This is a genomic window from Streptomyces sp. NPDC001153, assembly GCF_053598315.1.
In genome coordinates, this window is record NZ_JBSFJZ010000092.1 from 1 (window position 1) to 14,167 (window position 14,167).

The 14,167-nt window shown below is 72.0% G+C and carries 9 protein-coding genes and 1 pseudogene; all 10 read right to left on the minus strand.

Going from position 1 to position 14,167, the window contains the following annotated elements; translation table 11 throughout:
- Nucleotides 1–173 (minus strand): annotated as a pseudogene (locus tag ACWDEN_RS46735) (2-oxoacid:ferredoxin oxidoreductase subunit beta); the annotation flags it as partial.
- Between the two features lie 10 nt (nucleotides 174–183).
- A complete protein-coding gene (locus ACWDEN_RS46740) occupies nucleotides 184–2,085 on the minus strand; it encodes a 2-oxoacid:acceptor oxidoreductase subunit alpha (protein ID WP_450864136.1) in 1,902 nt (633 codons plus the stop codon).
- 118 nt (nucleotides 2,086–2,203) lie between these two features.
- On the minus strand, nucleotides 2,204–5,095 hold the full coding sequence (locus ACWDEN_RS46745; RefSeq protein WP_450864138.1) for a BTAD domain-containing putative transcriptional regulator: 2,892 nt from the start codon (nucleotides 5,093–5,095) through the stop codon (nucleotides 2,204–2,206).
- Between the two features lie 38 nt (nucleotides 5,096–5,133).
- Nucleotides 5,134–5,904, minus strand: a complete 771-nt coding sequence (locus ACWDEN_RS46750; protein ID WP_351622085.1) for an SDR family NAD(P)-dependent oxidoreductase — start codon at nucleotides 5,902–5,904, stop codon at nucleotides 5,134–5,136.
- 139 nt (nucleotides 5,905–6,043) lie between these two features.
- The gene (locus ACWDEN_RS46755) at nucleotides 6,044–6,313 is read right to left on the minus strand and encodes a hypothetical protein (protein WP_351622082.1); all 270 of its coding nucleotides are present in this window, start codon (nucleotides 6,311–6,313) and stop codon (nucleotides 6,044–6,046) included.
- Between the two features lie 229 nt (nucleotides 6,314–6,542).
- Nucleotides 6,543–7,895, minus strand: coding sequence for an erythromycin esterase family protein (locus ACWDEN_RS46760; RefSeq protein ID WP_351622080.1), 1,353 nt, complete (start codon nucleotides 7,893–7,895; stop codon nucleotides 6,543–6,545).
- 256 nt (nucleotides 7,896–8,151) lie between these two features.
- A complete protein-coding gene (locus tag ACWDEN_RS46765; RefSeq protein WP_450864141.1) occupies nucleotides 8,152–9,663 on the minus strand; it encodes an AMP-binding protein in 1,512 nt (503 codons plus the stop codon).
- Nucleotides 9,664–9,730: 67 nt separating this feature from the next.
- On the minus strand, nucleotides 9,731–10,681 hold the full coding sequence (locus ACWDEN_RS46770) for an ACP S-malonyltransferase (protein WP_351622075.1): 951 nt from the start codon (nucleotides 10,679–10,681) through the stop codon (nucleotides 9,731–9,733).
- Between the two features lie 76 nt (nucleotides 10,682–10,757).
- Nucleotides 10,758–11,654, minus strand: coding sequence for a proline iminopeptidase-family hydrolase (locus ACWDEN_RS46775; RefSeq protein ID WP_351622072.1), 897 nt, complete (start codon nucleotides 11,652–11,654; stop codon nucleotides 10,758–10,760).
- Nucleotides 11,651–14,167: type I polyketide synthase (locus ACWDEN_RS46780; protein ID WP_450864144.1), on the minus strand; the 2,517-nt coding region annotated here is incomplete at its 5' end. The genes ACWDEN_RS46775 and ACWDEN_RS46780, both read right to left, overlap by 4 nt.

Consider the following 14,167-nt stretch of genomic DNA (forward strand, 5'->3'; position numbering starts at 1 on the left):
GTGTTCATGTAGTACGGGAAGCGGGAGGAGCAGCCGATGCCGGAGACGAAGACGATGTTCTCCTTCGCCAGCCCCAGCTCCGGCATGAAGCCCTGGACGGCGGCCAGGATCGCGTAGTCACCACAGCCCGGGCACCAGCGCACCTCCTGGTCCGACTTGAAGTCCTTGGCCATGAGCTTGAGTTCAGTTCGCACGGAGCACCTCCTGCAGAACCTTGGCGAGCTGTTGTGCCTTGAACGGCATGCCGTTGACCTGGTTGTGGGGCACCACGTCGACCAGGTATCGCGCGCGCAGCAGCGTCGTCAGCTGCCCGAGGTTCATCTCGGGCACGACGACTCTCTGGTAGCGCTTGAGAACCTCGCCGAGGTTGGCCGGGAAGGGGTTGAGGTGGCGCAGGTGGGCCTGGGCGATGGACTCGCCGGCCGCCCGCAGCCTGCGGACCGCCGCCGTGATCGGCCCGTACGTCGAGCCCCAGCCCAGCACCAGGGTCCTCGCGCCGCCGGTGGGGTCGTCGACCTCGATGTCCGGCACCGCGATGTTGTCGACCTTGGCCTGGCGGGTGCGGACCATGAAGTCGTGGTTGGCCGGGTCGTAGGAGATGTTCCCCGTGCCGTCCTGCTTCTCGATCCCACCGATGCGGTGCTCCAGACCCGGCGTCCCCGGCACCGCCCACGGCCGCGCCAGGGTCTGCGGGTCCCGCTTGTAGGGCCAGAACACCTCGGTGCCGTCGGCCAGGGTGTGGTTGGGGCCGGAGGCGAACTGCACCCGCAGATCGGGCAGTTCCTCCAGGTCCGGGATCCGCCACGGCTCGGAACCGTTGGCCAGATACCCGTCCGAGAGCAGCATCACCGGGGTGCGGTAGGTCAGCGCGATCCTCGCCGCCTCCAACGCCGCCTCGAAGCAGTCCGCCGGCGTCCTCGGCGCCACGATCGGCACCGGCGCCTCACCGTTACGCCCGAACATCGCCTGCAGCAGATCCGCCTGCTCCGTCTTCGTCGGCAACCCCGTCGACGGCCCGCCGCGCTGGATGTCCACCACCAGCAGCGGCAACTCCAGCGACACCGCCAGCCCGATCGTCTCGCTCTTGAGCGCAACCCCCGGCCCGGAAGTCGTCGTCACCGCGAGCGAGCCACCGAACGCCGCCCCCAAAGCCGCGCCGATCCCCGCGATCTCGTCCTCCGCCTGGAAGGTCCGCACCCCGAAGTTCTTGTGCCGGGACAACTCGTGCAGGATGTCCGAGGCCGGAGTGATCGGATACGAGCCCAGGAACAGCGGCAGATCCGCCTGCTGCGAAGCCGTGATCAGGCCGTAGGCCAGGGCGAGGTTGCCGGAGATGTTGCGGTAGGTGCCGGTCGGGAACGCGGCGGCCGCCGGGGCGACCTCGTAGGAGACCGCGAAGTCCTCCGTCGTCTCCCCGAAGTTCCAGCCCGCCCTAAACGCCGCGATGTTCGCCGCCATGATCTCGGGCTTCTTCGCGAACTTCGACCTCAGAAACCTCTCCGTGCCCTCGGTCGGCCGGTGATACATCCACGACAAAAGACCCAGCGCGAACATGTTCTTGCTGCGCTCGGCCTCCTTGCGCGAGAGGTCGAACTCCTTCAGCGCCTCCACCGTCAAAGTGGTCAACGGCACCGGATGCAGGCTGTAGCCGTCCAGCGAACCGTCCTCCAGCGGGGAGGCCTCGTAGCCGACCTTCTGCAAAGCCCGCCTGGTGAACTCGTCCGTGTTCACGATGATCTCCGCCCCGCGCGGCAGATCCCCAATGTTCGCCTTCAACGCGGCCGGGTTCATCGCCACCAGCACGTTCGGCGCATCCCCCGGGGTGAGGATGTCGTGGTCGGCGAAATGCAGCTGGAACGACGACACCCCCGGCAGCGTGCCGGCAGGAGCGCGGATCTCGGCGGGGAAGTTCGGCAGGGTCGACAGGTCGTTGCCGAACGACGCCGTCTCCGAGGTGAACCGGTCACCCGTGAGCTGCATACCGTCACCCGAGTCCCCCGCGAACCGGATGACGACCTGGCCGACTCGGCGGATCTCCTTGGCGGCTGGTCCGCCCGTGGGCGGCGCAGTGGTTTCCACGGACATGTGTGTCGGCTCCTGTCAGTACGGACGACAGCGCCATCGCGGCGGCGGGCGGTGCGGCTGTGCGGAGGCTAACCAGGAGCGATAGAGCGGCACTCGGGTCCGTGCGGGTGTCCGGTGGTCAGCCGCGGAGGACCGCCGTGCGCAGCGGTTCCGGGAGGTTCAGCAGGCGCAGCACGACGGGAGCGGCGGCGCCGGGCAGGGACATCGCCTCGGCCGCCCGGCGGTAGTACGACCGGGCGGTGGGCAGCTCGCCGTGGGCCTCGGCGACGCGGGCGAGGCCGGCGAGGGTGCGGACCCGGTTGCCGAGGCTCCTGACCCAGTGGGGGTCGAGCCGTTCGAGCGCCTCCCGGTACAGGCGTTCGGCCCCTGCCGGGTCGCCGTCGCCGAGGGCCAGGTCGGCGAGCCCGCGCATGGCCGCCGCCAGGCAGGCCGGGTTGCCGGCACGGCGGGCCAGGGCGGCGGCGCGGGTGTAGTCGGCGCGCGCCGCGCCGGGGTCGGTGTCGGCCAGGTGGTCGGCACGGGCGACGAGGAGGTCGGCGCTGTCCGCGATGGCGCCGAGCCGCTCGGTGAGGGCAAGCGCCTCCTCGGTGTGGGCCACGGCCCGGCCGTGGTCGCCGCGGGCGCCGGCCACGGCTGCCTGGGCGTCCAGGGCGAGGGCGGTGCCCCAGCGGTCGCCGGCGGCACGGAAGGCGTCGACGGCGTCGTGCAGGGCGCGCTCGGCGAATACGCCCTCGTCGTCTTCGCCGAGGGCGCCGAAGGCGGCGACGTACTGGGCGACGGCCCGTAACCAGGGGTCGGATGCGGTGCGGTGGGCGGTGATCAGCGCGTGGGCGCGGTGCGGGTCGCCGTCCGCCGCGCTGCGCAGCACCCACTGCAGCAGCGCGGCCGGGTGGCGGCCCTGCCGGGTGCCCGACCATACGGTCTCCAGGGCCGTTTCGGCGCGGGACCGGTACCGCTGCCACACCGGGCGGCCGTCGGGGCCGGCGGCCGCCAGCAGGACACAGACCGCGAACTCCTCCTCGAATCCGGCGGGTGGTTCGCCGTCCAGGGTGTCGAGCAGGGCGGCCGCGTACGGGGCGGCGCAGGCGGGTATGCCGCGGATCCACAGGTAGTGCGCCGCGGCGGCGATCAGGGCCAGGGCGGTTTCCGGGGTGGGGGCGGCCACCGAGCGGCCGACGGCGGCGATCAGGTCGTCGTGCTCGGTGGTGAGCCGTGCCAGCCAGTCGAGTTGGTCCGCGCCGCGCAGCTGCGCGTCGGCGGTGCGGACCAGGTCGAGAAAGTGCTGGGCGTGGGCACGGTGGACGGCGCTGGGATCGTCGGCGGCGTCGAGTTGCTCGGCGGCGTAGGTACGGACGGTCTCCAGCATGCGGTAGCGGCCGTCGGTGTGCTCCAGGAGGGACTTGTCGGCCAGGGATTCCAGAATGTCCGGGTCGGTGCCGCAGACGTGCCGTGCGGTGGGCGCGGTGGCGCCGGAGACGAAGACCGAGAAGCGGCGGGCCGCACGGCGTTCGGGTGCGGTGAGCAGTTCCCAGCTCCAGCCGACGACCGAGCGCAGGGTGCGGTGGCGTCCGTCGGCGGTACGGGCGCCGCGGGCGGCCATGCCGAGCCGGTCGTCCAGGCATCGGACGAGATCGTCGAGGTCCAGGGTGCGCAGCCGGGCCGCGGCCAGTTCCACGGACAGCGGCAGGTTGTCCAGGGCCGCGCACAGGCGTCGTACGGTGTCCTGGGCGACGGTGAGGCCGGGGCGTACCGCGGCGGCGCGGTCGGTGAACAGACGCACGGCCGCATCGGGGGTGAGCGGCCGTACCGGGTGCAGATGTTCGCCGATGATGCCGAGCGGTTCCCGGCTGGTGGCCAGGACGCGTAGCCGCGGGCAGGCCGTCAGCAGCCGGGCGGTCAGGGTGGCGGCGCCGTCCAGGAGGTGTTCGCAGTTGTCCAGGATCAGCAGCAGGGCCCGGTCGGACAGGGCCGTGGCCAGGCGGTCGGCCGGCGCCGGGCCGTCGGCGCCCAGGTGCAGGCCTGCTCCGGGCAAGCCGAGTGCCGCCAGCAGCGCCTCGGGCAGGGCCGTGTGGTCGCGCAGCGGCGCAAGCGGGACGAAGCACACCTCGCCGGGCTCGGCACCGGCGGCCGCGACGGCGAGCCGGGTCTTGCCTACGCCGCCCGGTCCGGTGAGCGTGACCAGGCGGGCCCGTTGCAGCACTGTGTGCAGTTCGCCGACCTCGCTGTCACGGCCGATGAGCGCGGTCAGCTGGGCCGGGGGCCTGGCGGGGGTGGGCCTGCCCGGGGAGGAGCGGAGCAACTCCTGGTGCAGGGCGGTGAGTTCGGGGGACGGGTCGGCGCCGAGTTCGTCCGCGAGGTGCCGCCGGGTGTCCTCGTAGACAGTCAGAGCCGCCGCTCGGCTGCCGTCGGCTGCGAGGGCCCGTATCAGCAGCGCGGCGGGGCGTTCGCGCAGCGGGTGGCGTCCGGCCAGTGCACGCAACTCGGCCACGGCCGAACGGTGTTCACCGCGTGCGAGGTCGGCCTCAAGGCGGTCCTCCAGGGCGGTGAGCCGCAGCTCCTCCAGGCGTACGGCGGCGGCCTGCGCGGTCGCGGAGTCGGGGAGGTCGGCGAGGGCCGGGCCCTGCCACAGGGCGAGGGCCTCACGGAGGAGGGCAGCGGCGCCGGCGGGGTCACCGGTGGTGAGCGCGTCGCGGCCGTCCCGGGTCAGCCGCTCGAACCGGCCGGCGTCGACCGTGTCGTACGGCACGGCGATCCGGTAACCGGCGCCGGTCCGCTCGATGGGTGCGGCGGAGCCGAGGGCCGCGCGCAGCCGGGACACCTGGGACTGCAGGGCGTGCGCGGACAGCGGGGCGGCCGGGTTGGTCTCCTCGGCGAGGCGTTCGGCCGGTACGACGGCGCCGGGGCGCAGAAGCAGCAGGGCGAGCAGCGCGCGGCGCGCCGGTCCGCCCAGCGGGACGGCGGTTCCGTCGTCACGGTGGGCCCGGGTCTCGCCGAGGATGCAGAACCGCATACCGGGGATTATCCAGCAGCGACGCCGCGCCGAGGGGCTCAGGCAGGCACGATCGGGCCCAGGTAGGTGCCGCCGGAGACGTCGATGGTCTGCCCGGTGACGTAGCGGCCGGCGGGGCCGGCGAGGAAGCCCACCACGTCGGCGACGTCCTCGGGTTCGCCGAGGCGGCCGAGGGCGGTGATGGCCTCCAGTTCGGCCACGGCTTCGGGGACGGCGGTGAATCCCGCGGTGAGGTCGGTGCGGATGGCGCCGGGAGCGACGGTGTTGACGGTGATGCCGCGCCGGCCGAGTTCGTTGGCGAGGGTGGGAGCCATGGCCTCCACGGCCGCTTTGCTCAGGGTGTAGCCGATCTGGAGGGAGACGGCGAACCGGCTGGCGATGGAACCGATGGTGATGATGCGGCCGCCGTCGTTCAGCAGGGGCAGGGCGCGCTGGGTGACGAAGAACGGGGCGCTGACGTTGATCTCGAACAGGCGGCGCAGTTCCTCGGGGGTGACCTGGGCGATGGGGTGGTGGGAACTGATGCCCGCGTTGTTCACGAGGACGTCCAGCCCATGTCCGGGGAGTCGGTCCGTCAGCTGCTGGAACAGCCGGTCGACGGCGCCCTCTTCGCCGAACCGGGCCTGAACGGAGAACGCCTGGCCGCCCTCCTTCTCGATCCGTTCCACCGTCCGGGCGGCGGCCCGCTCGTCGCTGCCGTAGTGCACGGCGACGTACGCACCCTCGGCGGCCAGCCGCAGCGCGACCGCCCTGCCGATGCCCCTGGACGCGCCGGTCACCAGTGCGGTCCTGCCCCGCAGTTCACCCATGGTTCCGCTCCCTTTCGGATGCGTCCGACTCCCCGTCGGAGCCGGTACGGCACCCACCGTGGCGCTGGGCGCTCACCGGGCGCTCACCGGGTGCTCACCGCGGACTCACTGTGCCGGCCCGGCCGGCCGGGCCGGCACGCTAGTGCTCCGCCCGCAGCCAGCCGTCGGCGATCAGCCTGCGGGACCAGCCGTCCAGCACCGCCCGCACCTTCTTCGCGTCGGTCTTCCACAGGCCGGCCAGGGTCTCGACGGTCAGGTCGACGAAACCGTCGTTGCGGCGCAGCTCGAACCACATCATGGCCGCGAGGGGTGTGCAGCGGAACCGGTCCGTGCGGCCCTCGGCCCGCAGCGTGATCCGGCCGTTCGCCAGCGCTGTGCTCGTCACTCCCTCGCCCGGTACGACGCGCATGAGTGCCCTCCTCGGCGGGTTGGTCCTCCGTGAACCGGTCCGGTGTTCCCGGCCGGTGCATCGAGCATCTCCCGCGCTGCCCGGCGGCGGCCATGGGGCTGAACGGCCGACCGGGGTGGTGCCGGCACCACCCCGGCGGAGGGACGCAGGCCGACTGCGGTGAGGGCGCGGGTGACGGCCGGGACCGCGGTCGTGGCGCCGGGGACACCCGCGCCGCCGGGCGGGAGGGTCACCGCAGGCGTGCCGCTTCGACCTCGTGCAGGTGGACGAGGATGTCGTAGGAGCGGCCGAGGGCGACGTCCGGATCGTCCGGGGGCCAGTACAGGCCGCAGGAACGCGTGGGACGCGGCCTGTTGAGCCAGGTGTGTGCGGCCGGCCCGGCGGTGCGCAGGTCCAGGGCGAATCCGGGGCCGGCCGCCACCTGGTCCAGGACATGGTCGTTGTGGCCGTCGGGCGCCGGTACGACGGTGTACGTCCTCGGTTCCTGGGCCGCGAGGTCGGGCAGGGCGTTGACGGTGCCCCGGTTGAAGGTCATCCCGATGTTCACGTAGTCGCTGCCGAGCAGTTCACGCAGGACGCCGCCGGCGGGCTGGGGGAACTGCCGGGGGTTGTCGCTGGTGTAGGCGACATGGCTGTTGTGGGCGGCGAGGAGGGTCCCGCCGTGCTGCCGCCGTAGCAGCCAGGCGGTGTTGGCGGCCATGACCCGGTCGCGGTAGCGCATGCGCTGCGCGAAGTCCTCGTCCGGGAAGGCGTACGCGGTGAAGGTCTGCGTGATGGCCGTGGCGTTCTGCACGGCCCAGTCGTAGGACCGGGCGCCGCCGTGGTCGGGGCCGGGACGTCCCTCGTCGTACAGCAGGTGCAGAGCCTCCCGGGCGCTTTCGGCCTGCTCCCGGCGGCGAGCGGGGTCGTGGGTCAGCTGCCCTCGCATCCAGGGGCCGGCCTGTGTGCCCTCGGCCGGCCTGAGCCCCGAGTACAGTTCCTCGATGCGGTGGGCCAGGCCGGGCCGGCACGCCGCGGCGTAGTCGACGACCTGGGTGAAGGCCTCGGGACCCGGGTAGCCGAGGTCGATGCCGGCGAACCGGAGCTGCGGGTCGCCGGGGTGGCTGATGTTGTGGTGTCGCATCCAGCGGATGAGATCGAGGTACTCCTCGGTGTTCCAGAAGACGTACTGGCCCTGGAACTCCTGTTCCATGATCCGCTCCGGATCGCCGATGCCGTGCTGCACATAGGCGTTGAGCCGCAAGCCGGTGCTCCAGCTGGTCTCCAGCGCGAAGGTGGTGAAGCTCTTGTGGGTGACGAGGTGAGCGAAGAGCCGCTGCTTGAGGGTGAAGAACTCGTGGGCGCTGTGGCTCGCCTCGCCCATGCCGACGACGCGCGCTTCTCCGATCATCCGGCCGACGCGGTCCAGATCGGTCAGTGGCTGTGCCTGTGGGCCGAGCACGGCCTCCGGGCCGGGCACGGAAGGTGTGCCGGCCCGCGGAGTGCCGGTGCGGATCCTGGCCGCGGCGCGCGCGGGGTTCAGCAGACCGCGGTGTTTCCTGGCGGTTCCGGCCGTGTGGGGGGCTGTGTCGTGCGTGGTCATGCCGCCGAGTCTGGTGCAGCGGCCCCGCACTCCACGAGAGGGCCTGTCGCGCCTACGGCCCGAAATAGCGGTGCGGGGGGCCGGTGCGTTACCGGTACGGCGAGTGCGGCAGGAAGAGCAAGGCCGGCCCGGCCCGGTCTCCGCGGGGCCTGCCGGCGGATCCGACGCCGGGCAGCGGGCGGTTCACGGACGGGTGAGGACGCCTTCCCCGCTCAGGGCCCGGCCCGGAGGGGAGCCGGGCCGGGGTTCGGATGCGTCACCGCCTGCCCGCAGGGGCCACGCCGAGCAGCTCGCCCGCCCGGGCCGCGAGCACCGGACGGTCGACCTTGCGGTTGGAGTTGAGCGGGAACTCCGCGACATGCTCGAAGTGCCGGGGCAGCATGCCCTTGGGGAGGACCTCGCGCAGCGCCCGGGCCAGTTCGGCGGGACGGCGGGCGTGGCCGGTGTAGAAGACGATGAGTTCGGTGCTGCCGTCCACCGGCCTGGCCACGGTGACCGCGTCCTCCACTCCCTCGCAGGAACGCAGCGCGTGGTCCACCTCGGCGAGTTCGACCCGCCAGCCCTGCACCTGTACCTGGGAGTCCAGCCGCCCCAGATAGACGAGCTGGCCGTCGGGCAGTCGGCGCACCCGGTCTCCCGTGCGGTACCAGACACGCCCGTCCCGTTCGGTGAAGCGCCCCTGGTCGTCCTGGGGGTCGAGGTATCCGGAGGCCATCTGCGGGCCGGTGATCAGCAACTCGCCCTCGCTGTCGGCCTCGGCGCCGTCCTCGGTGAGCAGCACGTGGTCGTGGCCCTCGTGCACGGCGCCGATCGGGACCAGTCCGTTGACGGCCAGCTGGGGCGAGGTCTGCGGGTCCCAGCGGTGCCCGGTGATGGTGACCGTGAGCTCGGTCGGCCCGTAGATGTTCTCCAGCATCGAGGCCGGGGCCGCGGTCTGCCACTCGGCGGCGTCGGCGCAGCGCAGCGCCTCGCCCGCGAAGAAGCTCCAGCGCAGGGTGGGCAGTGCGCCCGGGCGGAGGCCTCCCATGCGGCGGATGAGGGAGATCGCGCTCGGTGTGGAGAACCACACGGTGATGCCCCGCTCGGCGACGTGGGACGGGATGTCGCGGTACGCGCCCGGTGGCACCACGTCGACGATGGCGCCCGCTCCCCAGGCACAGAACAGGTCGAACATCGCACAGTCGAAGTTCAGGTCGAAAGTCTGGGTGAACACGTCCTCGGGCGTGAAGTCATAGCGGGAATCGAGGAGTTCGAAGTAGTGGTGCGTGCTGCCGTGGGTGATCGGCACCCCCTTGGGCCGCCCGGTGGAACCCGAGGTGAACAGCATGTAGGCGATGTCGGAGGCATGAACCGGACGCGGTTGTGACAGCGCCCGGGCGGGGTCGGGTTCGACGACCGGGATGCCCGGGCCGTCCCCGTCGGTCTCGCTGAGCACCGCGCGGCCCCGCTCGTCGGCTATCAGGGCCGCAGCGCCCGAGAGACCCAGCATCCGCCGAGTGCGGTCGGCGGGAAAGTCGGGGTGCAGAGGTACGACGGTCGCGCCCGCGTAGAGCCCGGCCAGGATGCCGGCGTACGCCGTGACGGTCTTTCCGGCGAGCACGCCGACCACTTTCGCGGAGCCCAGGGAGCCCGCCAGGGTCAGGGCCTGTTCGTGCAGTTCCTGGTAGGTCACGCTGTGGGACCCGATGCGCAGCGCCGGCCGCTGTGGGGACAGGGCGAGCCCGCGGAGGAAGCGCTGGTGCAGGGCGGGGCTCTGATGCTCGGTCATTCTTCCTCCGGGGTAAACACGGGGAACTGGGGGAGGTATGAGGAACGGCGGGGCGGCCCGGCGTGTCTCAGGCGGCTGCGGTCCGGCGGCGCGGGCGCATGGCCAGGCGCGGGTCGGCCTTGATGACCTCGAAGTTCCTGACCGCGGCGGAGACTCGTCCGAACAACGCGTCCTGGCCGGCCACACAGATCCGCCCCACCCCCCGGTCGCGGAGCGAGGCGAGCGTGTCGGGCCAGTCCACCGGGCGGACGCAGCCGTCCAGCAGCATGGTGCGCACCTCCTCGCCGGTGGTGAGAACGGCTCCGCCGTGGTCGGTGACGACGGGGATCACCGGGTCGCGGAACGTGAGCCCGGCCATGGCCTCGGCCTCCGCCCTGCGCCGCAGCCCGTCGAACGCGGGCGAGTGCATGGGGGGCTCCATCACGTACAGCGGCATCCCGCCGGCGGCACGCAGTCGCTCGGAGAGCCAGTCGATGCGGGACTTCGCCAGCGTGACCATGTGGAAGTCCTCGTCGACCACACAGGTGACGTCGTGCCACTCGCCCTGCTCGGCGAGCTCCGCCAGCACCTCGTCCCGTACGGCCCGGGGGGTCCGTGCGAAGGACAGGGTGGCGACCTCGTCCGGGTACTCCTCGGCGAAGTACGCGTCGAGGCAGCGGGCGAAGCGCGAGGTGTACCGCACTCCGTCGGCGAACGAGAGGGCACCGGAGCGCACCGCGGCGGCCTTGCCACCGAAACTGGGCCCGGCGCAGAAGTCGGGTTCGATGCCGAACTCCTTCTCGGCCCAGCCCGCCAGCGCCAGGCAGTTCACCATGAAGGCGATCTGCGCGCACTCGGAATAGTCACCCTCCGCCTGCCGGAAACGGTCGAAGAGGGAGTATCCGAGAACCTCGTCGGCCTCGGCGAAGAGTTGCCGGGCAAAGGGGTTGACCAGCATGAACTTGGCCACGTCGGAGAACGGGGAAGGCCCCATCCCCGGAAACACCAGGGCATTGCCGGTCCGGTTGTCAGTCTCCATGGCCACCAGTCTGTTCCCGTGTCGTCATGTCAAGAACCCCTATCGCCCCCTTAGGGGCACCGTCCGGGAGGCGCGGCTAAAGGCCCTTGAGGTACTCGGTCAGGACCTCGTGGAAAGCCTCCGGTTCCTCCAGGTGCGGCAGGTGGCTCGAATCCTCGAAGATCACCCAACGGGAGTCCGGTATCAGGTCCTGATAGGGCTGGACGGTCTTGGGGGTGGCCTCGTCGTGCCGGCCTGAGAGGATCAGCGTGGGCACCGCGATGTCGGGCAGGCAGTCCTCCACACCCCAGTCACGGAGGCTGCCGATCACGTGGAACTCGGTCGGGCCGTTCATGCTGTAGTACACCGTCGGGTCGTTGTAGACCTCGTAGAAGGACGCCTGGTACTCGCGCGGCCACGGCTTGAGCCGGCACACGTGCTTCTCGTAGAACGGCGTCATCGCCTGGTAGTACTCCTCGCTGTCCGTCGTGCCCGCGGCCTCGTGGCGCAGCAGCGTCTCGTTGACGCCCGGTGGCAACTGGGCACGCAGCACCGCCATTTCCTCGAGCCACAGCGGATAGGAGGCGGGGGCGTTGGCGATGACGAGCCCACGCAGCCCGGCGGGACGGGCGGCGGCGTGCTTGGCCACCAGCAGGCCGCCCCAGGACTGCCCGAACAGCACGTAGTCCTCGGCGATCCCCAAGGAGGTGAGCAGGTTGTCCAGCTCGGCCTGGAACAGCTCCACGGTCCAGAAGTCCGCGCCGCGGCCGGGCAGATGAGTGGAACCCCCGTTGCCGAGCTGGTCGTAGTGCACGACCGGCCGGCCCTCCTCGGCGAGCCGGGCGAGCGGCAGCAGGTAGTCGTGCGTGGAGCCGGGGCCGCCGTGCACCACCACGACGGGCGCGAGCCCCGAGCCGAGGTCTCCGGTGACCCGGTACCACGTCTTGTACTCGCCGAACGGAACGGTTCCCTTGGCGCTGGGGGCCGGCGTCATGTCGTCACCTTTTCCATGTGTTTCTGGGCCGAGATCCACTCCTCCACGGTCCTCGCGGTGTGCTCGGCCTCCTCCTCCACGATCGTGAAGTGATCGGCGGGCACGGAGCGGTAGGTGTGTCCGGCGTGCCACGGCCGGGCCTTCCAGGAGTCGTCGTCGCCGGTGTCGTCCGGCAGGAAGCTGCGTTCGGCGCCGACGAACAGCACCGGGGTCTCGATGGCGTCGAGCCGGAAGAGCGGCAGCAGGTCGAAGTAGGCGCGCATCGCGGACAGCCCCGCCACGTCGAACAGGCCGTACTGGGCATCGCGCTCGACCAGCGCGGCGGACATCTGCTGGAACACCTGGGCCTGCATGCCGCCGCCCTCCTCCTGGGTCACCACGTAGGTGTCGACCAGGACCACGCCGGCCGCGGGCGTGCCCAGTCGCTCCAGGCGGTCCGCGGTCCCGTAGGCGAGCATGCCACCGGAGGAGTAGCCGAACAGGACGAACGGCTCGCCCTCCGCCGCGTCCAGCACGGCGTGGGCCAGCGCCGAGGTCAGCGCGTCGACGGAGGCGGGAAGGTTCTCGCCGCGCTCGAAGCCCGGCGACGGCAGCGTGGCCAGGTAGCGGACGTCACGGAAGTGGGCGGCCAGCCGGGCGTGCTGGTGCGTCCCTCCGGTGGCCATGGGGGTGCCGAGGCAGATCAACCGCGGCCGGGCGGGACCGTCCGCGAGCCGCACCGGCCGCAGCGCCACCGCCAGGTCCTCGTGACGGTCGAACGTCGGCCGCAGATCGGCCACCGCGCGCAGCAGACCGAACGCCTTGGTGGTCTCGCCGGCGAGGACGGTCCGGCGGAAGAGCCCGGTCACGGTGTCCTCGTCGTCCCGCGCGGCCCGGCCGGTGCCCGCCGCACCCGGCGTCGCGGCTGCGGTACCCGCGCTGTCCAGCACGGCCACGAGCTCGCGGGCCAGCCCCGCCGGACTCTTGCTGTCGAAGACCGCCATGGGCGGCAGGTCGATGCCGAGCGCGGTGTTGAGCGCACCGCGCAGTTCCATGGCACTGAGCGAGTCGACGCCCGCCTCCAGGAAGTCCCGCTCGGGTACGACAGCGTCGGCGGAGCTGTGCCCGAGGACACGGGCGGCGTGTTCCAGCACCAGCGTCAGCAGGGCGTTCTCCCGTTCGGCCGGCTCCAGCGCGGCCAGCTGACCGCGCAGCGCCGACGGATCCGCCTGGGCACGCGCCGTACGGCGCCTGCTGACCCGGACCAGCCCGCGCAGCAGGGCGGGCAGGTCCTCACCGGCCGAGCGCAGCGCCTTCAGGTCCAGGCGGATGGGGACGAGGGCGGGAGCGGGCAGGGCGCTCGCGGTGTCGAACAACGCCAGGCCCTGCTCGGGCGTAAGCGCGTGCACACCGGTGCTGTTCATCCGGTCGATGTCGGCCTGGCTCAGCTCACCGGCCATGCCACCGCCCCACAGACCCCAGGCCAGCGACTGTGCGGGCAGACCCTGCGCCTTGCGGTGGGCGGCGAGAGCGTCCAGGAAGGCGTTCGCGGCCGCGTAGTTGCCCTGACCCGGGTTGCCGAAGACACCGGCGGCGGAGGAGAAGAGCACGAACGCGGTGAGGTTCTTGTCCGCGGTGAGTTCGTGCAGGTTCAGGGCCGCGTCCACCTTCGGACGCAGCACCCTGTCCACCCGCTCCGGAGTCAGGGACGCGATCACACCGTCGTCCAGGACACCCGCCACATGGACCACCGCGGATACGTCCACGTCGTGGAGGAGCGCGGCCAGCGCCTGCCGGTCGGCGGCATCGCAGGCGGCGACCGTCACCTCGGCGCCCAGATCGACGAGGCTTTCGGTCAACTCCCCCATACCAGGGGCCTGTTCACCGCGTCGGCTGGTCAGCAGCAGACGGCGCACACCGTACTCGGTCACCAGGTGCCGGGCGAAGAGACCGCCCAGGGTGCCGGTCGCCCCCGTCACCAGCACCGTCCCCTCGGCGGAGAACGTCAGGGGCTGCGCCTCCTCCACGGCCACGGGCGTACGGGCCAGACGGGCGCCGTAAGCCGCGCCGTCACGGACGACCACCTGCGGCTCACCTGCCGCCAAGGCCAGAGCGACGGCGTCGTCCGCGTCGGTGTCCGTGTCGACCAGAACGAAGCGGTCTGGCGACTCGGACTGGGCCGAGCGCACCAGACCCCACACGGCCGCACCCGCCAGGTCGGTGACGTCCTCACCCGGCAACGCCACCGCACCCCGGGTGACGAACACCAACCGGCCCTCCGCCGACTGCAACCGACTCAGCGCCTCGTGCACCGCGTTGCGCGCCGTCTGGGCGTCGCTCCCGGGGGCCGTGTGCAGGACGGTGACGTCCTCCGGCAGCGCGATGTCCTGTGCCTTGGGCAGCTGGACCCAGTCCAGCTGGAACAGCGACTCGTGGAAGGCCGAGCCGGCCGCCGCGAACTGGTCCGCCGAGATCTCCCGCAAGGCCAGGGCCTGGACGCTCGCGACCGGAGCGCCGGTACCGTCGGCGACGCT